Here is a 21950-nt window from a genome sequence, read left to right as displayed (position 1 = left end):
AGGCCCTCTGTGACGTGCCAGAACACCGACGGGCACGGGGGGATTCCGGCCACCGGGAAACCCCGCTAAGGTAATGATCACTCATCAAGACTGACCATTACATGGAGTGGGGAATGAACGAGACCGTACGGGCCTGGGTGACGGGCTGGGTCGTGTCGCGCGGGGCGGCGGAGCCCCTGGCCGAGCCCTGGGGCCGGACCGTCGACGTGGGCCTGCCGGAGCAGGTCACCCGGCATGTCCTCGGCACGATCGGTGACGCCGTGGACGAGGAGACGGTCCGCAAGGTCGCCGGGTCGGTGCTGGGCCGGGGCGTCTGGCTGAAGGTCTTCGCCGACCCCGCGCGGGTGGCCCCCTGGCTGGGCGACGGCTGGTGGATCGACCCCGAGCCCGCGTATCTGATGTCCGCCCGGTTGACCGGCCGCCCGGACGCCGGGCGCCCGCTGCCCGACGGCTACCGGTCGCGCTCCTGGACACGGGACGGGGTGACCCGGGTGCTGATCACCGCCGCCGACGGCTCCTTCGCCGCCCGGGGCCAGATCGCCACCGTGGGCACGATCGCCGTGGTCGACCAGATAGAGACCTCCGCCGGACACCGCCGCCTGGGCCTGGGCTCCGCCGTGATGCGCACCCTGCACCGCACCGCCGCCGAGCGCGGCGCCCACACCGGCGTCCTCGGCGGCACCCCCGACGGCCGGGCCCTGTACGAGTCGCTGGGCTGGCGGGTGGTGGCCCCGCTGACCAGCGCGAAGTACACCGGCGGAAGCGGAGATTCACCGGCGGACACGGGCGATGCCGGTGCCGCCGCCTAGGTTCCACCCACGGGAAAACCCCGGTCATCCGCCCTCTGGCAGGGAGACGGACGACCGGGGCCGTTCTCAGGGGCGTCAACTGAGGGCCAGTGCTTCCGCCGGGTCCTCGAACCATGGGCGAGCGCTGCCGTCCGGGCCGACAGTGAGGCCGAACCGGTCCACGCCGGGCCTGCCGCGCTCCGTCCACCACGTGAGGGCTCGCTCCACCTCGTCCCACAGGCGGCGCGGCCCGGACTGGTGGACCGTGGCGTCCGGCTTGCCTCTGCGGAACTCGACGGCGGCCCATGACCGGCTGGTCAGGTCGAAGAACCACGCCTTCCCGACCCCCTCGCCGGTCGGGTTGACCACGTGGGCGCAGTCGGGCACGCAGAGCCCCGTCACGAACCGCACGGGCTCGTAGCGGCCCCCCAGGTCCGCCATGGTCGCCTGGGTGCTGGTCACATCGGCGTCGCCGGGGAACTGCGGGACGTGCTCACGAAAGCGGTCCCAGTCAAGGCGCTGGTCCCGTAGCTTCATGAACTCGACCATCCGGAGGAACGGCCCGGACGCGCGGCCGTCGTCCCCCACGCTCAACCGGACAAGCGCGTCCTGGTCGCTGTAGTGGGTGCCCCACGGAGCGAGGATGATCCCGCCCGGCCGCGTCTGCTCCAGCCAGCGCGGCGGCACCGCTCGCACTCCCGCCGTGGCGATCACACGGTCGTACGGTGCCCCGTCCGGCCAACCGTCCCGACCGTCCCCATGGACCACCTCGGGGCTGAGTCCGGCGCGCTTCAACGCGCCTCGGGCCCGCTCGACCACCGCCGGGTCGATCTCGACGCTGACCACGTGGGCACTGCCCAGGCGGCGGGCGAGCAGTCCGGCGTTCCAGCCGGTGCCGGTGCCGATTTCGAGGACCCGCGTACCGTCGCTCACCGCCAGATCGCGCAGCATGGCGGCCACGACTGACGGCATGCTCGCCGAGCTGGTCGGAACGTTCCCCGGCCCGGTGCCGGTGTGCGCTCCGTCATCCCACTGCGTGACGAGGGGGACGTTCGCGTACGCGGCGCGCTCCCACCGTTCGAGGTCACCCTTGCGCGAGACGGGCACGCTGCGGCCGGTGGCCATGTCGTGCGACCAGACGAGATCCGGCAGGAACAGCGACCGCGGAACGGCCCTGTACACATCCGCCCATTCGGGCGTCAGGGCTCCGGATTCGAGGAGGGACCGCGCCAGTTCGTCACCGGCGCGGCCTTCCTGCTCTGAGCTGAACGTCACTTGCGGTGGCCTCCATGGCCGGGCGGCATCTCACCGTCCGGGGGCGGCGGCGGGGGCGGCGTCCAGGGCTGGCCGGGATGGCCGTCCCCGTCGTCCCCGTCGTCCCCATTCCAGCAAATCGGTCCAACCATCGTCAGACCCTCCCATCACGGAAGTGCGGACCCATCAGGCGGAGCGCCGAACGGGGTCTTGCGGCCCGCCCCCGACCGGAGGGCGGGAGCTTCATCGGGCGGCGGGTCCACTGGCTGCTCACGCCACCGTGGAGGCGAAGTTCCAGCCGGAACGTGCACGGCTGCCCTTCAGTCACTCCGCGGTCCCGGTCATCGCCCGTGACACCTACGGCCTGGAACGTCGGCCACGTCAGAGGGTCGGCCTTCGTCCGCACGGCGTACTCGCGGTAGCGGTAGCAGGTGGTCGTACCCCTCCGTGTGCCCCTTGCCGCTCGGCGCATCGTCGGTGCTGATGGGCTCCACCTCGTCCGGAGACGCATCCCATTCCCGACCGCCACTCTGCGGGCGCAGGTAGATCCGTCCGCCCTGCCGCGCCATCACCACCCCTACGCGACCCCGCTCGGTGTCATGGGCGAGCGTGCCGACGCCCTGAGTCTCAGGCAGTCTCGTTCACCGTCTCCGGCAGGGGGATGCGCTGCCCGCGCGACTCCGCGACCCTGAGCGCGTCTGACAGGGCCTCGGCCAACCGGGAGGCCAGCCAGCGGTACTCGATGGCCGACACCGCCCGCGTTCCGGGGGGCAGGATGCCTCGGGCGTACTCCAACAGCTCTTCACCCATGGTGAGCTGTGCCGTTTCGATGCCATCGGCGAGCGTCGAGAGGTAGCCCCCGGCATCGGTGCTCAGGTAGCAGGGAAGCCCTTCCGGGGTGGACCAGGGCAATAAGCGCGGGCCGGACACGCCCGAAGCCGCGTCGTACAGCTCCCTGCGGCGAAGGCGGTCCGCGTCGCTCCTGGCCTGGCTCACCGTGCACCCCCGGCATGGGATCGGGATCGGATACCGGGACCGTAGCTGTGTGACGGAGCGTCAAGCCATCGGCCGCGCATGGCAGTTCGTGACACCAGGTGCGCGAACTGACACGCCTCGTAACACCTAGCCGATAACTCCCAGGTAGTCGGCCATATCGCGCATGTCTGCCGTCAGGGTGCGCTTCCGCTTCCGCAAGATCTCCTGCATGATCTCAGCGGCCAGGCGCTGATGCCTCAGCCACTCCGGCGACTCTCGCCGGACGCCTGCCAGGTTGTCCATGGCTGCTGACAGATCGCCCGTCTGTGCATGCGCGCGTGCCACGTCCAGCCGGTGACGGTTCCAGTCGTTGTCACTGGGCCGTCCGGTGGTTTTCCACGCCTTCGGCGACATGGCGTCTTCGCCGGACCTGCGGACAACAGTGCGCGCGTCCCCTATGACCATGGCGTCTTCCACGCCCTTCATGCCGACCGTGAGGGGTCCGAAGGTCGTCCAGTGCCGGAAGAACGATCCGGTGTGCTCCCTGCCGACGGCGGACGCCGCCGCACTCGCGATGCGGTGGTACTGCCGCGCCTCCTGCGGACGGTTGTTCCGTCCGGCAGCAGCCGCCGCGCGCAGTGCCAGCCAGCCCCACGCGGCGCACTCGTCCGGGGTCGCTCGGGACATCCTCGGCTCAACCAGGTCAGCCGTGGCGGCCGCGAGGTTCTCCGCCTCGTCCAACCGGCCCTGCCTGAGAAGCAACCAGCACATCCCGATGACGCCGGAAGCCCCGGTGAGCCTGTCTCCGGCGCTCCGAGCGTCCGAGATCGCGCCCGACAGAGCGGTATAGGCGAGATCGTACTGCCGTACCTGTGTCAGATAGCGACCGGCCAACTGCATGGCTTCAGCGCGGCCGAGAAGCGCCTGGCGGTGCTCGTCGCCGCTGTCGTAGAAGGAGACCGCGCTGTTCGCGTCTCGCAGCAGGCCGGGGAGTTGAGACGCCACGCTCTTGTAGCTGTCGGAGTGGTAGAGCACCGCCCCGTCATGTACGGCCCTGCGGAAGCGACGTAGGTTCGGCTCCTCCCCGATGGCTTCGGCGTCCACGTCAACCAGTCCCACGGGTGGGGTGAGCGCGGCGCGTAGTTGGATCAGGTTGATCCGGTTCGGCTCTTCGGCACGCCCTACCGGCTCGGGTGCCTCCGACGCCATCAGCACCGCTGTGTTGACTCCGAGGGCACGGGCGAGAGCATGAAGCGTCTCCATGCGGACCATTCCGCCTTGCTCGACCTTCCGCACGGTACCCGGCGATACCCCTGCCACGTGGGCCAGTTCCTCCTGGCTCATACCGGCGCGACGCCGGTACTTCCGAACGTTGTCCGCTAGCTCCGTAGCCATGTGCTCACCTGCCTTCAGCGCCACGGTACGCCGGACGGGCGAACCGACCGGGGCTATCCCGGCAGATACCCACTGCGGAGGGAGCACCACCCTGGGGTGCCCCCCCGGGCGCGCGGCCGGCCGGAGCGGCTTTGGCCGGTGTCCTGCCCGGTACGGGACAGGCGGGCCGACCGGTAGCGGGTCAGCGCCCTGTGGACCCTCTGCCGTTCGATCTGTCGTTCGATGGAGACGTCGCAATCCACACCGAACCGGAAGACCCTCACCCATATCAACGCACCCCAGCCGGGACCTGCCTCACCCGACCACAACCTCCCGAGGCCATACACCTAGCCTGCGCGCATGGGAATGACCGGAGAATACGTACGGCTGAGCGCCTCCGACCTCGACCGGGCACTCGGTGACATCGACTGGGCGCAGCAGCGGGTCGGCGAACTGGCCGAGGCGGAGGACGCGGCGGAGTCACCGCTGCCCGAACCCCGGCTGCACAGCACCGGGAAGACCTGGCACGCGCTGGACTTCCTGCTGCGGCGCAGGGCGTTCCCGGTGGACATCGTGTTCGGCGAGGAGGACATCCCCGGGGCGCCGGACTGGGGGCACGGCCCGCCCCGCTTCCTCACCCCGGACCGGGTCGGCGCCGCCGCGCGGGCGCTCGCGGACCTGACCCCGGAGGCCCTGGGCGAGAACGTCCCGGAGGCGGAGCTGGCGGCGGCCGAGATCTACCCCCAGGGCATCTGGGACCGTGACGGCGGGGAACTGGACTGGGTGCTCTCCGAGTACCACGACCTGACCCGCTTCTTCCGCATCGCCGCCCGCTACCGGCAGGGGGTTGTCATGTGGATCGGGTGACGGGAGGGGAGGGGGAGGACGGGGGCGGAGGGCGGGGGCAGATGGCGGGGGCATCGGGCGGGGGCATCGGCCGGAATGCGACGCCGGTCGACGCCCGCCCGGAACGCCGCGCCGCCCGCCTGAAGAGCCGCGCCGCCCGCCCCGCGAGCCCCCTTCTCCTGCCCCCTCCCCGCCCGTTCACGCTCCGTCAACGCCATGTGCGAAATTCCGTCAGCAAGGCGTCAGGGAGCTGACAGGATGGGCGGATGTCTCTCAACTCACCACCCCCGGCGTCCGCCCCTGTCGGGGCCGATGACGCCCCGGTCGTGCTGGACCGCCGGGAAGGGCCCTACGGCGAGGTCGCGCTGCGGCGGCACGGGGAGTTGCTCCAGATCATCGCCAACGGCTGCTTCCTGATGGACACCTCGGACGGCCGCTCCGAACGGCTGCTGGTGGACGCGGCGCTGGGCGCTCTCGGCGACCGCCCCCGACCCACCGTGCTGATCGGCGGACTGGGCGTCGGGTTCTCGCTCGCACACGCCGCCGCCGACCCCCGATGGGGCCGGATCACGGTGGTGGAGCGCGAACCGGCCATCATCGACTGGCATCTGACGGGTCCCCTTTCGGAGTTCTCCCGCGAGGCCCTCGCCGACCCGCGCACCGAGGTGGTGGCGGCCGATCTGATCGACTACGTCAATGAGACGTGCGCCACTTATGACGCGCTCTGCCTCGACATCGACAACGGCCCCGGCTGGACCGTCACCGAGGGCAATGACGGGCTCTATTCGGAGGCCGGAATCGCAAGCTGCGCAAGGGTGTTGACCCCCTCGGGGGTACTCGCCGTATGGTCCGCGAAACCCTCTCCGGAATTTGAAGGAACCTTGGGGAATGCCGGTTTCCAACGTGTGCGTACCGAAGAGGTCCCGGTTGCCCGGGGAGTTCCGGACGTCGTGCACATCGGCGTCCTGCCTGGATAGCAATGCCGCGGTGACTGCCCGTACGCTGCGTACCTGACGCGGATCATTCAAGCGTCAATCGCAGTCGAGGGATCACCCCACGGATTCCGAAAAGCACACTTCAGGGGCGGGCGATGGAGCAGACACACACCTCCCAGAGCGGCGCGGCGGCGACGGCCACCCCGGGCGCACAGCGGCGAGTCCTGGTGGTCGAGGACGATCCGACCATCGTGGATGCCATCGCGGCCCGGCTGCGCGCCGAGGGATTCCTGGTGCAGACCGCCGGTGACGGCCCGGCGGCGGTGGACACGGCCGAGGCATGGCAGCCCGATCTGCTGATCCTGGACATCATGCTGCCCGGCTTCGACGGACTGGAGGTCTGCCGCCGGGTGCAGGCCCAGCGCCCGGTGCCGGTGCTGATGCTCACGGCGCGTGACGACGAGACGGACATGCTGGTCGGCCTCGGCGTGGGCGCCGACGACTACATGACCAAGCCGTTCTCGATGCGGGAACTGGCGGCGCGGGTGCATGTGCTGCTGCGCCGGGTCGAGCGGGCGGCCATCGCGGCGTCCACGCCGAGGAGCGGCATCCTGCGCCTGGGCGAGCTGGAGATCGACCACGCGCAGCGCCGGGTGCGGGTGCGCAGCGAGGACGTCCATCTGACGCCCACCGAGTTCGATCTGCTGGTCTGTCTGGCGAACACCCCGCGCGCGGTGCTCTCCCGGGAGCAGCTGCTCGCGGAGGTGTGGGACTGGGCGGACGCCTCCGGCACCCGGACCGTCGACAGCCACATCAAGGCGCTGCGCCGCAAGATCGGCGCGGAGCGGATCCGCACGGTGCACGGCGTCGGCTACGCGCTGGAGACCCCGACGCCATGAGCGAGGGGCGGCCGGCCGCGAGAAGGAGCCCCGGGGAGCGCAGGCCCGGCGAGGAGCCCTGGGGCGGGGTGCGGCCGTTCTCGATCAAGACCAAGCTGGGCGCGCTGGTGGTCACCTCGGTGCTGATCACCACCGGTCTGTCGATGATCGCCGTACGGACCCAGACCGAGCTGCGGTTCATCACCGTCTTCTCGATGATCGCGACGCTGCTGATCACCCAGTTCGTGGCGCACTCGCTGACCGCACCGCTGGACGACATGAACACGGTGGCGCGGGCGATCTCGCACGGCGACTACACCCGCCGGGTGCGCGAGAACCGCCGGGACGAGCTGGGTGATCTGGCCGTCACCATCAATCTGATGGCGGACGAGTTGGAGGCGCAGGACCATCAGCGCAAGGAACTGGTGGCCAATGTCTCGCACGAGCTGCGCACCCCGATCGCGGGGCTGCGGGCGGTGCTGGAGAACATCGTGGACGGGGTCACCGAGCCCGACCAGGAGACCATGCGCACCGCCCTGAAGCAGACCGAGCGGCTGGGGCGGCTGGTGGAGACGCTGCTGGACCTGTCCCGGCTGGACAACGGGGTCGTCCCGCTGAAGCAGCGGCGGTTCGAGGTGTGGCCGTATCTGTCGGGGGTGCTGAAGGAGGCCAACATGGTCGCCTCGGCGCGCGCGGGCATGGCGTCCGGCTCCGGCAGCCACACCCGGACGGATGTCCATCTGCGTCTGGACGTGACCCCGCCCGAGCTGACCGCGCACGCCGATCCGGAGCGGATCCACCAGGTGGTGGCCAATCTGATCGACAACGCCGTCAAGCACAGCCCGCCGCACGGCCGGGTCACCCTGCGGGCGCGGCGCGGCGCCCGCCCGGAGTCGCTGGAGCTGGAGGTGCTGGACGAGGGTCCCGGCATCCCGCGCTCGGAGTGGCACAAGGTGTTCGAGCGGTTCAACCGGGGAGCGGTCAACCGGCCGCACGGTCCGGGCAGCGACGGCGGGACGGGGCTCGGGCTGGCCATCGCGCGCTGGGCGGTCGATCTCCATGGCGGCCGGATCGGAGTGGCCGAATCCGAGCGGGGCTGCCGGATCCTTGTCACCCTTCCGGGAGACCCGGCGCTACCGAGTTGACGTAAAGTTTGCCGAGAGACGTCCGGCCGTCGACGTGGCGGGCGTCCCCCGGCATGTGTGATCAGGCACGTGCGGACCGCAGGTCACGGGTGCGACACGCGCCGGACCTGGGCCGACGCATTTCTCCCACAGCGGAACCACGCTTGTTTCCCGCCATTTACAGCCGTGAAACTCGCCTTGCGATGTGACTTACACGACGATGAACGGGCCCGACCTGACCTTCAGGGTCGCGGGGGCGTAGCCTTTATTCCCGCTGTCCCATCACCTTGTGAAGCGGAAGAGGGCGGTTGCCGCCGTGTCGCCACAGTCCCCCAGTAACGCATCGAGTGTCTCGACCGACGCAGGCCAAGCGGGTAAGAACCCCGCTGCCGCGTTCGGGCCGAACGAGTGGCTCGTCGACGAGATCTATCAGCAGTACCTCCAGGACCCGAATTCGGTAGACCGCGCCTGGTGGGACTTCTTCGCCGATTACAAGCCGGGCGCTCCAGCGGCCGGGACCGCGGAGACCACCACCACCGCCCCGGCGGCTCCCGCGCCGGCCCAGGCCCCGGCACCGGCTGCGCAGGCGACCCCTGCCGCCCCGGCGCCGACCGCCCCGCAGCCCGCCGCGACCGCCCCCGCACAGGCTCCGGCGCCCGCCCGGCCCGCGGCCCCGGCCGCGCCCGCCGCGCAGCCGGCCGCCGCCGCCCCGGCACCCGCCAAGGCCGCACCGGCCGCTCCGGCGGCCCCGGCGCGGCAGTCGGCCCCGGCCGCCGCCGCGCCCGCCGGTCCCGAACTGGTGACGCTGCGCGGCCCGGCCGCCGCCGTGGCGAAGAACATGGACGCCTCGCTGGAGATGCCGACCGCCACCTCGGTGCGCGCGGTCCCGGTGAAGCTGCTGTTCGACAACCGCATCGTGATCAACAACCACCTCAAGCGCGCCCGGGGCGGGAAGATCTCCTTCACCCACCTCATCGGGTTCGCGATGGTGCAGGCCATCAAGGCCATGCCGGCGATGAACCACTCCTTCCAGACCAAGGACGGCAAGCCGACCCTGGTCAAGCCGGAGCACATCAACCTCGGCCTCGCCATCGACCTGGTCAAGCCCAACGGCGACCGCCAGCTCGTCGTCGCGGCGATCAAGAAGGCCGAGACGCTCAACTTCTTCGAGTTCTGGCAGGCGTACGAGGACATCGTCCGCCGCGCCCGGGACAACAAGCTGACGATGGACGACTTCACCGGGGTCACGGCCTCCCTGACCAACCCCGGCGGCCTCGGCACGGTCCACTCCGTGCCCCGGCTGATGCCCGGCCAGTCGGTGATCATGGGCGTCGGCGCCATGGACTACCCGGCGGAGTTCCAGGGCACCTCCCAGGACACCCTGAACAAGCTCGGCATCTCCAAGGTCATGACGCTCACGTCGACCTACGACCACCGGGTCATCCAGGGCGCCGCCTCCGGCGAGTTCCTGCGCCAGGTCGCCAATCTGCTGCTCGGCGAGAGCGGCTTCTACGACGCCATCTTCGAGGCCCTGCGCATCCCCTACGAGCCGGTCCGCTGGCTCAAGGACATCGACGCCAGCCACGACGACGACGTCACCAAGGCCGCCCGGGTCTTCGAGCTGATCCACTCCTACCGGGTGCGCGGCCATGTCATGGCCGACACCGACCCGCTGGAGTACCGCCAGCGCAAGCACCCCGACCTCGATGTCAACGAGCACGGGCTGACGCTGTGGGACCTGGAGCGCGAGTTCGCCGTCGGCGGCTTCGCGGGCAAGGCCCTGATGAAGCTGCGGGACATCCTCGGCGTGCTGCGCGACTCGTACTGCCGCACCACCGGCATCGAGTTCATGCACATCCAGGACCCCAAGCAGCGCAAGTGGATCCAGGACCGGGTGGAGCGCGGCCACACCAAGCCGGAGCGCGAGGAGCAGCTGCGCATCCTGCGCCGGCTGAACGCGGCGGAGGCGTTCGAGACCTTCCTCCAGACCAAGTACGTCGGGCAGAAGCGGTTCTCCCTGGAGGGCGGCGAGTCCGTCATCCCGCTGCTGGACGCGGTCCTGGACTCGGCCGCCGAGTCCCGGCTCGACGAGGTCGTCATCGGCATGGCCCACCGCGGCCGGCTGAACGTCCTGGCCAACATCGTCGGCAAGTCGTACGCGCAGATCTTCCGGGAGTTCGAGGGCAACCTCGACCCGAAGTCGATGCACGGCTCGGGCGATGTGAAGTACCACCTGGGCGCCGAGGGCACCTTCACCGGGCTGGACGGCGAGCAGATCAAGGTCTCGCTGGTCGCCAACCCCTCCCACCTGGAGGCGGTGGACCCGATCCTGGAGGGCGTCTCGCGCGCCAAGCAGGACATCATCAACAAGGGCGGCACGGACTTCACCGTCCTGCCGGTGGCGATCCACGGCGACGCGGCCTTCGCGGGCCAGGGCGTGGTCGCCGAGACCCTCAACATGTCGCAGCTGCGCGGCTACCGCACCGGCGGCACGGTCCATGTCGTCATCAACAACCAGGTCGGCTTCACCGCCGCCCCCGAGTCCTCGCGCTCCTCGATGTACGCGACGGACGTGGCGCGGATGATCGAGGCCCCGATCTTCCATGTGAACGGCGACGACCCCGAGGCCGTCGTACGGGTCGCGCGCCTCGCGTTCGAGTTCCGTCAGGCGTTCAACAAGGATGTGGTCATCGACCTCATCTGCTACCGCCGCCGCGGGCACAACGAGACCGACAACCCGGCCTTCACCCAGCCGCTGATGTACGACCTGATCGACAAGAAGCGCTCGGTGCGCAAGCTCTACACCGAGTCCCTGATCGGCCGCGGTGACATCACCCTGGAGGAGGCCGAGCAGGCCCTCCAGGACTACCAGGGCCAGCTGGAGAAGGTCTTCACCGAGGTCCGCGAGGCCATCTCGCAGCCCGCCGCGGTCGAGACCCCGGACCCGCAGGCCGAGTTCCCGGTCCAGGTGTCCACGGCCGTCTCCGCCGAGGTCGTCAAGCGGATCGCCGAGTCCCAGGTCACCATCCCCGACCACATCACCGTCCACCCGAGGCTGCTGCCGCAGCTCCAGCGCCGGGCGGCCATGGTCGAGGACGGCACCATCGACTGGGGCATGGGCGAGACCCTCGCCATGGGCTCGCTGCTGCTGGAGAACGTCCCGATCCGGCTGGCCGGGCAGGACTCCCAGCGCGGCACGTTCGGCCAGCGCCACGCGGTGATCATCGACCGGGAGACCGGCGAGGAGTACACCCCGCTCCAGTACCTCGCCGAGGACCAGGCCCGGCTGAACGTCTACAACTCGCTGCTCTCCGAGTACGCGGCCATGGGCTTCGAGTACGGCTACTCGCTGGCCCGCCCGGACGCGCTGGTGATGTGGGAGGCGCAGTTCGGCGACTTCGTCAACGGCGCCCAGACGGTGGTGGACGAGTTCATCTCGTCGGCCGAGCAGAAGTGGGCGCAGACCTCCGGTGTCGTCCTGCTGCTGCCGCACGGCTACGAGGGCCAGGGCCCGGACCACTCCTCGGCCCGCCCCGAGCGGTTCCTCCAGCTCTGCGCGCAGAACAACATGACGGTCGCGATGCCGACCCTGCCGTCGAACTACTTCCATCTGCTGCGCTGGCAGTCGCACAACCCGCACCACAAGCCGCTGGTGGTCTTCACCCCGAAGTCGATGCTGCGGCTGAAGGCGGCGGCGTCGAAGGCGGAGGAGTTCACCACGGGCCACTTCCGCCCGGTCATCGGCGACGACTCGGTCGACGCGGCGGCCGTGCGCAAGGTCGTCTTCTGCTCCGGCAAGGTCTACTACGACCTGGAGGCGGAGCGGAAGAAGCGGGGCGTCACCGACACCGCGATCATCCGGATCGAGCGGCTCTACCCGCTGCCGGGCGCCGAACTCCAGGCGGAGATCAAGAAGTACGCGGGCGCCGAGAAGTATCTGTGGGTGCAGGAGGAGCCGGCGAACCAGGGCTTCTGGCCCTTCATCGCCCTCAACCTGATCGACCACCTGGACCTGGCGGTCGGCGCGGACGTCCCGCACGGCGAGCGGCTGCGGCGGATCTCCCGCCCGCACGGCTCGTCCCCGGCGGTCGGTTCCGCCAAGCGCCACCAGGCGGAGCAGGAGCAGCTGGTGCGCGAGGTGTTCGAGGCGTGAGCCGCCTGAGTGGCGTGAGCCGCTGAGCACGGTGTCGTGAAGGGCCCGGCCCCCGGGGAACTCCGGGGGCCGGGCCCTTACGCGTGCCCGTGTGCCGGGGCGGGGCGTGCCGGGGCTCAGATCACCTGCGGTTCGAAGTCCCAGTAGGGGCGCCGCCCGGCGAGCATGTGCAGCACCTGGCTGTGCTCGGCGGAGTAGGCGTCGGTCAGTCCGGACACCGCCTCCTCGCGGACCGCCGCGGCCTCCCGCGCCCGCCCGGCCGCGTCGAGGTCCTGGGCGAGACCGGCGGCGAGGTTGAGGGTCTGCACATGGTGGGCGCCGAGGGCGGTACGGGACCGGACCAGGGCGTCCTGGCCCAGGGCGACGGCCCGGTCCAGTTCGCCGGTGCGGGCGAGGGCGGTGGCGGTGTTCATGGCGCAGCCGATGGACCAGACATGGGCGGTGCTCAGCGCCCGCTCCATCCCGGCGCGGGCGCGCTCGGCGCGGGCCAGGGCGGGACCGTACTCGCCCTGGTCGCCCTGGATCAGGGCGCAGTTGTCCAGGGTGCCCACCACATAGGGGTGGCGGTCGCCGAGCAGGGCGACATAGGCGGTGTGGACGGTCTCGATCAGTTCGCGGGCCTCGTCCAGTTCGCCGATGTCACGCAGCAGCATCGCGTAGTCGGAGCCCATCATCAGGATCTCCGGGTGCTCGGGGCCGTGCCGGCGCAGCATCCGCTCCCGGGCCTCGCGCATCAGGGACCGGGCCCGCAGGGTGGCGCCCTCGCGGCGCAGACAGAGCGCCAGACTGTGCTGGGCCAGCAGGGTCTGGCCGTGGTTGCGGCCGTACTCCTCGACCCAGCGGCGGAAGTTCAGCTCCTGGATGTCGAGGGCCTCGCCGTAGCGGCCGAGCAGACGCAGGGTCCAGGCGGTGCCGAGGGCGGCTTCGAGGGTCGCCGGGTCACGACCGCCGCTGAGGGCGATCCAGGCCTCCAGGACCGACCGGTGCAGGGCGAGGGACTCCTCGTAGCGGCCCAGCAGGCGCAGGGCGAGGGCGAGGTTGCTGCGGATGTCGAGGGTGCGGGGGACCTCGCGGTCGCCGAGGACGCTGGTCGCCTGCGCCAGGGCCTCCTCGTAGAGCAGCCGGGCCTCGTCGTAGCGGCCGAGGGTCATCAGGGTGCCGCCGAGGCCGTTCTTGGCGCGCAGTTCCTGGACCGGGCTGCGGTCGGGGCGGGCGGCGATCCGCTCCAGCGCGGCCCGGCCGATGCGCTCGGCCTCGCTGTAGCGGCCGAGGGCGCGCTCCCCGGCGGCGAGTTGGTGGACGGCGCGCAGGACGGAGGGGTCGGTGTGGCCGGAGACGGTGGTCCAGGACCGGACGGCGGCCTCGCTGAGTCCGCGGGCCTCCTTGTACTCGCCGCGCAGCCGCAGGTACTCGATGCAGTTGAGGACCAGCGCGCGGACATCGAGGTCGCTGGAGTCGAGGGCGCCGGTGGGTTCCAGATGGGGGATCAGCTCGGCGTAGCGCGGCCAGTGCAGCCGGTCGGCGGGGCGGCGCGGGTCGGCGGCGACCAGGACCCGGCGGGCGGTCTCGGCGGCCTGGCGGGCCTCGTCGGCGCCGAGGTGGTTGCGGACGAAGCGGTGGAAGAGGCGGTGCATCCGCAGGGTGCCGACGGTCTGGGTGTCCAGCGGGCCCTGCTCGTACTCCAGCCGCATCGAGGCCGCCTCCGACAGCACCCGCAGGGCGGTGTTCCAGCTGCTGGGCTCGGTGACCAGGGAGACCAGATGGTCGGGGAGGTCGCCCGCGCGGGCCGACTGGACCAGGGAGAGCGGGATGACGTCCGGGGAGAAGAAGGCGAACAGGGAGAGCAGATCGTAGGCGCCGGGGTGGCGGTCGCGCAGGGAGTTCACGGTCTGCGCCCAGGCGGCCCGGAACTCCTTGCGGTACTCGTCGGAGGAGATCACCGGTACAGCGTGCGGGTCGCCGTCGCGGATGTGGGTGATGTAGTCGTCGATGTCGGCGGTCTCGTTCAGCTCGACCCAGGCCGCGGTCTGGTCCATCAGCAGCGGGAAGTCCTCGACGGCCCCGGCCAGCAGATCGGCCTGGGCGGGGGTGAGGCGTCCGCTGCGGCGGCAGGCGAAGTCGACGGACTCCTCCCGTTCGAAGGGGGGCACCTCGATCTCCTGGTCGACCCAGCGGTACCACTCCCGGCGGGCGGTGGTGACCAGCAGATGCCCGGTGGACGCCTCGGGCAGCAGGGTCGCCACGTCCTGGGGGTCCTCGGCGCCGTCCAGGACGATCAGCCAGCGGTCGCGGTCGCCCAGGGTGCGTTTGGCGGCCTCGATCCGGCCGCGCAGCAGCTCCCGGGTGTCGGGTTCGACACCGAGCCGGTCGGCGAGGCGCGCGAAGTCCTCGCGGGCCCGGGGCCGTACGGCGGCGCGGACCCACCAGACGATGTCGTACTCGCCCTTGTAGCGGTGGACGTACTCGGCGGCGGTCTGGGTCTTGCCGATGCCGCCGGGGCCGCGCAGGGCGACCCGGGTGCCCTCGCCGCCCTCGGTGAAGGCGCGGTGCATGCGCTCCAGGACGCGTTCGCGGCCGGTGAAGTCGCGGATGTGGCGGGGGGCGTTGAAGCAGGCGGGGGCGTCGTCGGGGAAGCGGGGGCCGTGGCGGCGGTCGAGGGTGACCGGGCGGCCGGGGGGCGGGACGACGCCGAGCGCGTCCAGCAGGACGGCGGCGGCCCGGTCGGCGTCGAGGCCGCGCAGGGCTACCACCCGGCCGAGCCGGTCGGCGGCCTCGGGGAGGCTGGTGGCGGTCAGGGAGGCGGCGGCGATCCGGGCGCCGTGCGCGGGCATGACCTGGTCGAGGACGGTGGACCAGGCGAGGCGGCGGCTCGCGTCGAAGCGCAGGAACCAGTCGTCCAGGAGGAGCAGGACCTTGCCGGGCTTCTCCAGCAGCCCGGTGAGCTGCTCGGGCCCGGGGGTGGTGCGCAGCGGGTCCCAGCGGACGGAGTCCGGTACGACGGCGGCCAGGGCGAGGCGGTGCTCGATCCAGGTCGCCCAGGACCAGGACTGTCCCGCGTAGACGACCGTGACACGCTGAGGGGACGGGGAGGGCATGCCGAGGGTCTCCTTCCGGCGGGGCCGGGCACCGCGCCGTGCTGGGCGAACTCCACGTTAGACCAGACCGGTTGACGATATGGAGAGCTGCTCGCCGATCCGCCGGGCGGCATGCCGGATGAGGCGTTCCAGGTCGGCGCAGTGGACGCTGGGGTGGCGGAAGTGGCCGGTGGGAGGGGCGTAGCGGTGGGCGTAGCTGCCGCCGCCGCAGACCCGGACGACGGGGCAGGCCCGGCAGGTCTCCCCCAGGGCGTCCCGCCCGGCGCGCAGGGCGGCGATCCTCGGGTGGCGCAGGGCGTCGTCGAAGGAGTGGCGGAAGATGTCGAGGCCGGTGGCGGGGGCGCCCTCGAAGGCCGACTTGAGGGAGCCGACGCGTTCCATGGCCCCGTCCGTCTCCACGACGACCGCGGTGACCGGGGAGAGCCCGACGGCGTCGGTGCGGGAGGCGCCGCCGAGGAGCAGCGCGGCGATCTCCCGGAACAGCCGCACCCGGGGCCGGTCCGGGCCGGGGTCGGCCCACCACAGGTCGAAGACGGTGGCCAGCCAGTCGCCGTAGGGGGTGGGGGCGGGGCGGTGGCGGCCGGGCGGGCGGGTGCCCCAGTTGAGGTGCGGGAGCAGGAAGTCCAGGGAGGGCGGGGCGAGGGCGCGCAGGGTGCGGTAGACCTCGGCGGGGTCGGTGGCCGGGTCGACGGTGCACAGGATCCCGGCGTAGGTCTCGGGGCGGCGCTCGGCGAGCAGCAGGGCCGCGCGGCGGACGGCCGGCCAGGAGGGGCGTCCGGCGTGGTCGGTGCGGCGCGCGTTGAGGGCGGCTGTGCCGCCGTCCAGGCTGAGCCCGACAAGGATCCCGGCGTCGGCGAGCCGGTCCAGGACGGGCGCGGTGAGCAGGGTGCCGTTGGTCTGCACGGTGGCGGTGACGGCGGTGGTGTCCGGGACGGCGGCCCGTACGGCGGCGGCGTGGGCGAGGACCGCTTCCGGCCCGGTCAGCAGGGGTTCACCGCCGTGCAGGTCGACCCGGAGGGCGCGGATGCCGTGCGCGGCGGCGTGCTCGCCGATCCGCTCGGCGGTGCGCCGGACGACGTCCTCCCCGGCCCTCGGCGGGCGTTCGCGCCAGGTGTGGTCGGGGCCGCTGTAGATGTAGCAGTAGGTGCAGGCCAGATTGCAGCGGCTGTGCACCTTGAGCACGAACTGGCGGAACCCGTCCCCGCTCATGACCCCCCGTCCCTCGGTTTCGGCGGCGGTTCCGGCGGGTCGGGCGAGTCCCGGAAGTAGGCGAAGTCCGGCTCACCGGCCGCCTCCCGGGCCCGTAACTCCCCCAGCACCTCGGCCAGGACGGGATGCCCGCTCCCCGTCGGCCGCGCGAACTCCGGCAGCCCGGCGTCCCAGCGCTCCCCGGCCCCCGTCATGCCCCACCCCCACCGTCCCGTCCGGCGGCCCCCCGGCCCCGGCAGCCGTGCCCCGGGTGCGGCTCGTCCCACGCCCGACCCCGCACCCGGACCCCCCGTGCGATTACCCCGCCCGGGTGGTGGTACGCCCACCCCGGCAGCCACCGGCCGGTGCCGCCCGGGTCGCGGTACGCCCGCCCCGGCAGCCACCGGCCCACCCCGCCCGGGTCCCGGTACGCCCGCACCGGCAACCACCGGCCGGTCCCGCCCGGATCGCGGTACGCCCGCACCGGCAACCACCAGCCCACCCCGCCCGGGTCCCGGTACCCCCGCACCGACCGCCTCCGGCCGGTCCCGCCCGGATCGCGGCACACCCACCCCGGCAACCACCGGCCGGTCCCACCCGGATCGCGGTACGCCCGCCCCCGCAACCACCGGCCCGCCCTGCCCGGGTCCCGGTACGCCCGCACCGGCAACCACCAGCCCACCCCGCCCGGCTCACGGCACACCCACCCCGGCAACCACCGACCCACCCCACCCACATCGCGACACACCCACCGCCTCACCCCACCCAGGTCGTGGTACGCCCGCCCCGGCCCCCCGCGGCCCGTCCCGCCCGGTGTCATCCCGTCACCCCGGTGTCCCGTTCCAGGGTGTCCAGGAGGCCGCGGGCGGTGGTGGCCTCCGGGGTGGCGTCGAGACCGGCCTCGGTGTAGAGGCGCAGGGCGTCGCGGTACTCGCGGGCGGCGCGGGCGGGGGCGGCGGCGCGGGTGAGGGACGTGGCGCGTTCGACGCGGACGCGGGCCTCGGCGGCGGGCAGACCGAGGGCGCGGTACAGCTCGGCGGCGCGCAGCAGATGCTCGGTGACGTCGTCCAGGTCGGCGCGGGCGCCGGTGTGCTCGGCGCGATGCCGGGCGGTGGCGGCGCGCAGCCGCCAGGCGCGGGCGGCGAGCGGGTCGTCGTCGGTCTCGCGGGCGGCGGTGCCGAGTATCCAGTCGGCCTCGTGCAGATCGGACAGGCCGCCGCGGTCCAGGTGGCGGTGCAGAAGGGCCTCGCCGAGTTCGACGCGGTGGCGGGAGAGCGCGGGGTCGTCGTCGGGGGCCTCGTCCACGGCCATGCGCAGCACCCGTACGGCGTCGTTCCACTCGCGGGCGGCGCCCAGGGCCAGGCCGAGGCGGTACAGCAGGGCGGGGCGGGACGGGTCGTCCAGCGGGAGGGCGCCCGCGCCCTGCCACCACGACCAGACGGCGGCCTCCAGGTCCTCCGGGGCGCCGGTGAGGCGGTGCAGGGCGAGATAGGCGGCGCCGAGCCGGTCGAAGCAGAGCGACCGCAGGGCGTCGTCGCCGCCCGCGTGGTCCAGCGCCTGCTGGAGGACGGCGACGGCCCTGCGGCGGACGGCGGCGTCGGTGCGGGCCTCGCGGGTGAGGGCGAGGGCCTCGGCGGCGTCCAGATGGGCGCGGGCCAGTTCGGGGGCGGCGGTGCCGCCGGAGGCGAGCAGGGGCAGGGTGTCCCGGAACGCGGCCTCGGCGGACTCGGCGGTGCGCAGGGCGCGGTCCCGGGTGTCGGGGTCGGCGTCGGCACCGGCGGCGAGGTGCCGGGCGAGGGCGAGGAGGGCGCGGGCCTCGAAGAGGCGGGCGGCGGGGCGTTCGGCGCGCAGCCGGTGCTGGGTGGCGAGTCCGGCGGCGCGCGAGAACCACCGGGTGGCCTCGGCGTACGGCTCGCCCCCGGCCGGTCCGAGGGCGGCCGGTCCGGCGCGGGCGATGAGGGTGGCGGCGGCCAGCGCGGCGCTCGCGCGCAGGGCGAGGGCCTGGTCGAGGAGGGCGGGTTCGGTGTCGGGCGGGAGGTCGGCGAGGCGCCGCTCGGCGCGCAGCCGGGCCAGCAGCGCGAGCCGGACGGCGGGGGCGCCCGGGGCGCCGAGGTCGGCGGCGAGGGAGTCGGGCAGGGTGGCGGCGGCCGGTCCGCCGGTCTCCAGGTCGGCGGCGATCCGCAGCAGGATCTGCGCCTCGGTGAGCAGCCCCGCGGCGTCCCCGTCGGCGGGCTCGGGCAGTACCTCGTACGCCTCGCGGAGATTGTCGGCGGTGCCGGCCGCGCGCCAGCGGGAGAGGAGGGCGGCGGCCAGCCGTCCGAGGAGGGTGTGCCGTTCGGGCGGGCGCCGCTCGGCCGTGAGGGCCTGGCGGAGCAGGCCGATGCCCTCGTCGAGGTCGCGGGCGGTGCCGCGGCCCGCGTAGCGGTCCAGGAGGAGGTCGGCGCGGGCGGCGAGTTCGCCGGAGCTGCCTGGGGAGACGGTGGGGGCGTTGCCGTAGCGGGCGAGGACCTGGGAGGAGATACGGGCGAAGGCGCGCAGGAGCTGGCCGTCGGCGCCGGTCTCGGTGGTGTCGGTGGCGGGGGCGGCGCCGGAGAGGTAGGCGGCGGCGAGCGCGGGGAAGTTCCGCGCGGAGCGCCCGTAGTGGCGTTCGACGTACTGGGAGCTGTGTTTGAGGACGAGCTGGGCCTCGCCGCCGGGCAGATGGCGCAGCAGGTCCTCGCGGACGCCGTCGATGAACTCGTAGCCGCCGCGGGTGACGGTGTCGCTGCGCCGCAGCAGTCCGCCGAGCAGGACCTCCGCCATGGCCTCGGGTCCGCTCGCGGGCAGCATGGAGCGCTGCACGACCTGCATCACGGGCAGGGCCAGCGGCACGGTGGCGAGGTACTCGGCGAGCCGCCGGGCGTCCTGGGAGGCGGTGCGGCGGAAGGCGCGGACCCGGGCGCGGGCGTCGAGGTCGTGGGCGGCGCGGGGGCGCCGGGTGGCGGCGGGGTGGTCGGGGCGGACCCAGGCGGCGGAGGTGGTCAGCCGCTGGGCGGTGGCGTCGCAGACCAGGCGCACCCAGTTGCCGAGCGACGCCGGGCGCAGCGCCAGCACCGGGACGGGCAGGGCCCCGGCGGGGCGCGGACCGGCCCGCTCGGAGCGGAACTCCAGCCCGGCGGCGGGCCCTTCGCGGCGCCGCAGCTCCCCGGAGAAGGCGGGCAGATGGGTGGCCCGCCACATCCGCTGGGGCAGGGGCTGGAGGACGGCGAGGGGGGCGCAGGACGCCCAGGCGTGCAGTTCGCGCTGCATCCGCCCGGCCCGCCAAAGCGGTCCGGCGCAGTCGCTGAGGACCAGGGTGAGCCGGCGTCCGCCGGGGTCGCGCAGCAGTCCGGGTCCGGCGGCGGGCGCGGCCGGGTCGGGCGAGGCGCTGACCCGCATCTGCCCGGCACCGCCCTCGTGCAGATAGTGCACGCGCACCTCCCGGAAGGCGCCCGCGCGTTCGCAGACCTGCCGTAACTCGGTGAGGGTGTCCAGCCAGACCACGGTGGACGACGAGACGTCCAGGACGAGCTGGAGCCGGGCCTCGCGCCGCCGCCGCAGCGCCGGTACGGGGACCACGAGCCGGGTGTCGGCGGCCCGCTCGGCGGTGGCCTCCTCGTCCACCGCGCCGCTCCCGGTCCCGGTGGGGAGGGCGCCGGGCGGCCGGTAGCGGGCGAGGGGGCGCAACGCGCGTTGCAGGGCGAGCGGGTCGGGCAGCACCGACGCGGTGGGCACCCGGGCGTCGACCACGGCGGCGGCGGTGTGCCCGGCCGCGCCGGACGCCGGGGCACCGGGGCCGGGGCCAGGTCCGGGGCCGCGCCGGTCGGTGCCGGGGGCCCTGGCGGGGACGGCGAGGGACGCCTCGTCGGGGGTGGCGGGGGCGGGCCGGACCGGCTCGGGCGGGTCGGACGGGCCGGGATCGGCGGGGCGGGGATCGGGAACGGGCGGGGTGGCCGCCGTACCGGGGAGATGGCGGGCGAGCCAGAGCGCGTCCGCGAGTTCCTCGGCGTCCGGAGCGAACCCCGCCTCGCGCAGCCGGCGGGCGAGCGACTCCAGGGAGGCGGCGGCGGTCATGGCCGGTTACCGCTGCCCGGCGTCGAGCGAGCCCATCAGCAGCCGGGCGAGTTCGGTGCGGCGCGGGCTGCCGGGCGGGGCCACCTCCTGGGTGAGGAAGATCGCGTTGAGCAGTTGGTCGGTGGGGCGCGGTGCCCCGCCCCGGTCGGCGGTGAACAGCTCCACCAGGTCCTGGTGGTCCTCGTCGGCGCCGTCGCCGAAGTGGGCCCGCACCATCGCGGCGAGCCGTTTGCCGCGCGGCGGGTCGAGATGGAGATGGATGCAGCGGCGCATCAGGGGCGCCGGGAACTCGCGTTCGCCGTTGCTGGTCAGCACGATCACCGGGAAGGCGTGGCAGCGCACCCGGCCGCCGGTGACGGGCACGCGCTGTCCGTCGTCGGTGAGCACCCGCACGGTCCGCTGCCCCGGCCGGTCGGCGATCCGCTCCAGCGCCGGGATGACGAACTCGCCCTCCTCCAGCACGTTCAGCAGGTCGTTGGGGAGATCGATATCGCTCTTGTCCAGTTCGTCCACGAGGAGCACGCGCGGACGACGCATCGGCAGCAGCGCGGTGCCGAGCGGACCGAGCCGGACGTAGTGGGCGACGGAGGACTCACCGCCGCTGTCACTCTCTTCGGGTTGCCCGGCCGGGCGGGCCTGCGCGTCCTGGAGCCGCCCGATGGCGTCGTACTCGTACAGACCGGTGCGCAGTTCGGTGCGGCTGACGATGGGCCACTGGAGGACCCGGCCGAGGTCCAGCTCATGGGCGAGGGCGTGGGCGAGGGTGCTCTTGCCCGCGCCGGGGTCGCCGGTGACCAGCAGGGGGCGGCGCAGGAAGAGGGCCGCGTTGATCAGGTCGATGGCCCGCTGCTCCTGCACCGGCAGCGGCGGGCGGTCGCCCAGACGCCGGGAGGAGGCGCTGTCCAGGGGCGGGACCCGGTAGACGTCGTCCAAGGGTTCGCCGTCGAAGCGGCGCCAGCGCGGGGGTTCGGGCAGGGTCTCTATCCGCTCGCGCGCGGGAACGCCCTCACCGCGGTAGACGGGCCACTTGCTCATGGTTCGCTCCTCCGCCTCGACAGTCGATGGCACGGCACGGCCGACAGGGTGAGCGGCGCCCACAACGGGCCCCTGAGAACGTACCCAGGGGGGAGGGGTACGTCACTGCTTTTCGGCCAGCGGGACGGCGGCGGTCCCGGAAGCCCCACCGGATTCCAGGAGCCCCGCCAGACCTCAGGAGCCCCACCGGACCCCAGGAGCCCCACCGGACTC

At 73.1% G+C, this 21950-nt stretch carries 14 protein-coding genes; 6 read left to right on the top strand and 8 right to left on the bottom strand.

Annotation, left to right across the window (positions count from 1 at the left end; genetic code table 11):
- The first annotated feature begins 113 nt into the window (after positions 1-113).
- Entirely contained in the window at positions 114-809 is a 696-nt protein-coding gene (locus ABZX40_RS02660) for a GNAT family N-acetyltransferase (protein WP_355740566.1), read from the top strand.
- A gap of 75 nt (positions 810-884) precedes the next feature.
- Here ABZX40_RS02660 and ABZX40_RS02655 read toward each other — a convergent pair whose 3' ends face one another.
- The 3 genes from ABZX40_RS02655 to ABZX40_RS02645 all read right to left on the bottom strand — a co-directional run bounded on the left by ABZX40_RS02655 (position 885) and on the right by ABZX40_RS02645 (position 4412).
- Positions 885-2063, bottom strand: a complete 1179-nt coding sequence (locus ABZX40_RS02655; RefSeq protein ID WP_355740568.1) for a methyltransferase domain-containing protein — start codon at positions 2061-2063, stop codon at positions 885-887.
- A gap of 606 nt (positions 2064-2669) precedes the next feature.
- The gene (locus ABZX40_RS02650) at positions 2670-3038 is read right to left on the bottom strand and encodes a hypothetical protein (protein WP_355740570.1); all 369 of its coding nucleotides are present in this window, start codon (positions 3036-3038) and stop codon (positions 2670-2672) included.
- A 126-nt stretch (positions 3039-3164) separates the two neighbouring features.
- Entirely contained in the window at positions 3165-4412 is a 1248-nt protein-coding gene (locus tag ABZX40_RS02645; RefSeq protein WP_356009055.1) for a helix-turn-helix transcriptional regulator, read from the bottom strand.
- A 339-nt stretch (positions 4413-4751) separates the two neighbouring features.
- Here ABZX40_RS02645 and ABZX40_RS02640 point away from each other — a divergent pair, with 339 nt between their 5' ends.
- From ABZX40_RS02640 to ABZX40_RS02620, 5 genes are all read left to right on the top strand, one after another.
- Positions 4752-5258 (top strand): YfbM family protein, encoded by a 507-nt coding sequence (locus ABZX40_RS02640; protein WP_355740574.1) that lies wholly within the window; start codon positions 4752-4754, stop codon positions 5256-5258.
- Positions 5259-5503: 245 nt separating this feature from the next.
- Positions 5504-6214, top strand: coding sequence for a spermidine synthase (locus ABZX40_RS02635; RefSeq protein WP_355740576.1), 711 nt, complete (start codon positions 5504-5506; stop codon positions 6212-6214).
- A 113-nt stretch (positions 6215-6327) separates the two neighbouring features.
- Entirely contained in the window at positions 6328-7071 is a 744-nt protein-coding gene (locus ABZX40_RS02630) for a response regulator transcription factor (protein WP_355740578.1), read from the top strand.
- Positions 7068-8195, top strand: a complete 1128-nt coding sequence (locus ABZX40_RS02625; protein WP_355740580.1) for a HAMP domain-containing sensor histidine kinase — start codon at positions 7068-7070, stop codon at positions 8193-8195. Before ABZX40_RS02630 ends, ABZX40_RS02625 begins: the two co-directional genes overlap by 4 nt.
- 295 nt (positions 8196-8490) lie before the next feature.
- Positions 8491-12327, top strand: a complete 3837-nt coding sequence (locus ABZX40_RS02620; RefSeq protein WP_355740582.1) for a multifunctional oxoglutarate decarboxylase/oxoglutarate dehydrogenase thiamine pyrophosphate-binding subunit/dihydrolipoyllysine-residue succinyltransferase subunit — start codon at positions 8491-8493, stop codon at positions 12325-12327.
- A 116-nt stretch (positions 12328-12443) separates the two neighbouring features.
- Here the strand turns inward: ABZX40_RS02620 and fxsT are convergent, their stop codons facing one another.
- The 5 genes from fxsT to ABZX40_RS02595 all read right to left on the bottom strand — a co-directional run bounded on the left by fxsT (position 12444) and on the right by ABZX40_RS02595 (position 21737).
- Entirely contained in the window at positions 12444-15422 is a 2979-nt protein-coding gene (gene fxsT / locus ABZX40_RS02615) for an FxSxx-COOH system tetratricopeptide repeat protein (RefSeq protein WP_355740584.1), read from the bottom strand.
- Between the two features lie 57 nt (positions 15423-15479).
- The gene (locus tag ABZX40_RS02610; RefSeq protein WP_355740586.1) at positions 15480-16631 is read right to left on the bottom strand and encodes an FxsB family cyclophane-forming radical SAM/SPASM peptide maturase; all 1152 of its coding nucleotides are present in this window, start codon (positions 16629-16631) and stop codon (positions 15480-15482) included.
- Complete coding sequence (locus ABZX40_RS02605) at positions 16628-16825, bottom strand: hypothetical protein (RefSeq protein WP_355740588.1); 198 nt, start codon at positions 16823-16825, stop codon at positions 16628-16630. The genes ABZX40_RS02610 and ABZX40_RS02605 overlap by 4 nt, the downstream gene beginning before the upstream one ends.
- Before the next feature lie 601 nt (positions 16826-17426).
- A complete protein-coding gene (locus tag ABZX40_RS02600) occupies positions 17427-20702 on the bottom strand; it encodes an SAV_2336 N-terminal domain-related protein (RefSeq protein WP_355740590.1) in 3276 nt (1091 codons plus the stop codon).
- A 6-nt stretch (positions 20703-20708) separates the two neighbouring features.
- Positions 20709-21737 (bottom strand): MoxR family ATPase, encoded by a 1029-nt coding sequence (locus ABZX40_RS02595; protein ID WP_355740592.1) that lies wholly within the window; start codon positions 21735-21737, stop codon positions 20709-20711.
- Positions 21738-21950: the final 213 nt, after the last annotated feature.

Origin of the sequence: Streptomyces sp. NPDC004610, assembly GCF_040609715.1 — a bacterium.
Classification (GTDB): domain Bacteria; phylum Actinomycetota; class Actinomycetes; order Streptomycetales; family Streptomycetaceae; genus Streptomyces.
The sequence above is the reverse complement of the archived record's forward strand: the minus strand, read 5'-3'. Positions and strand labels throughout refer to the sequence as shown.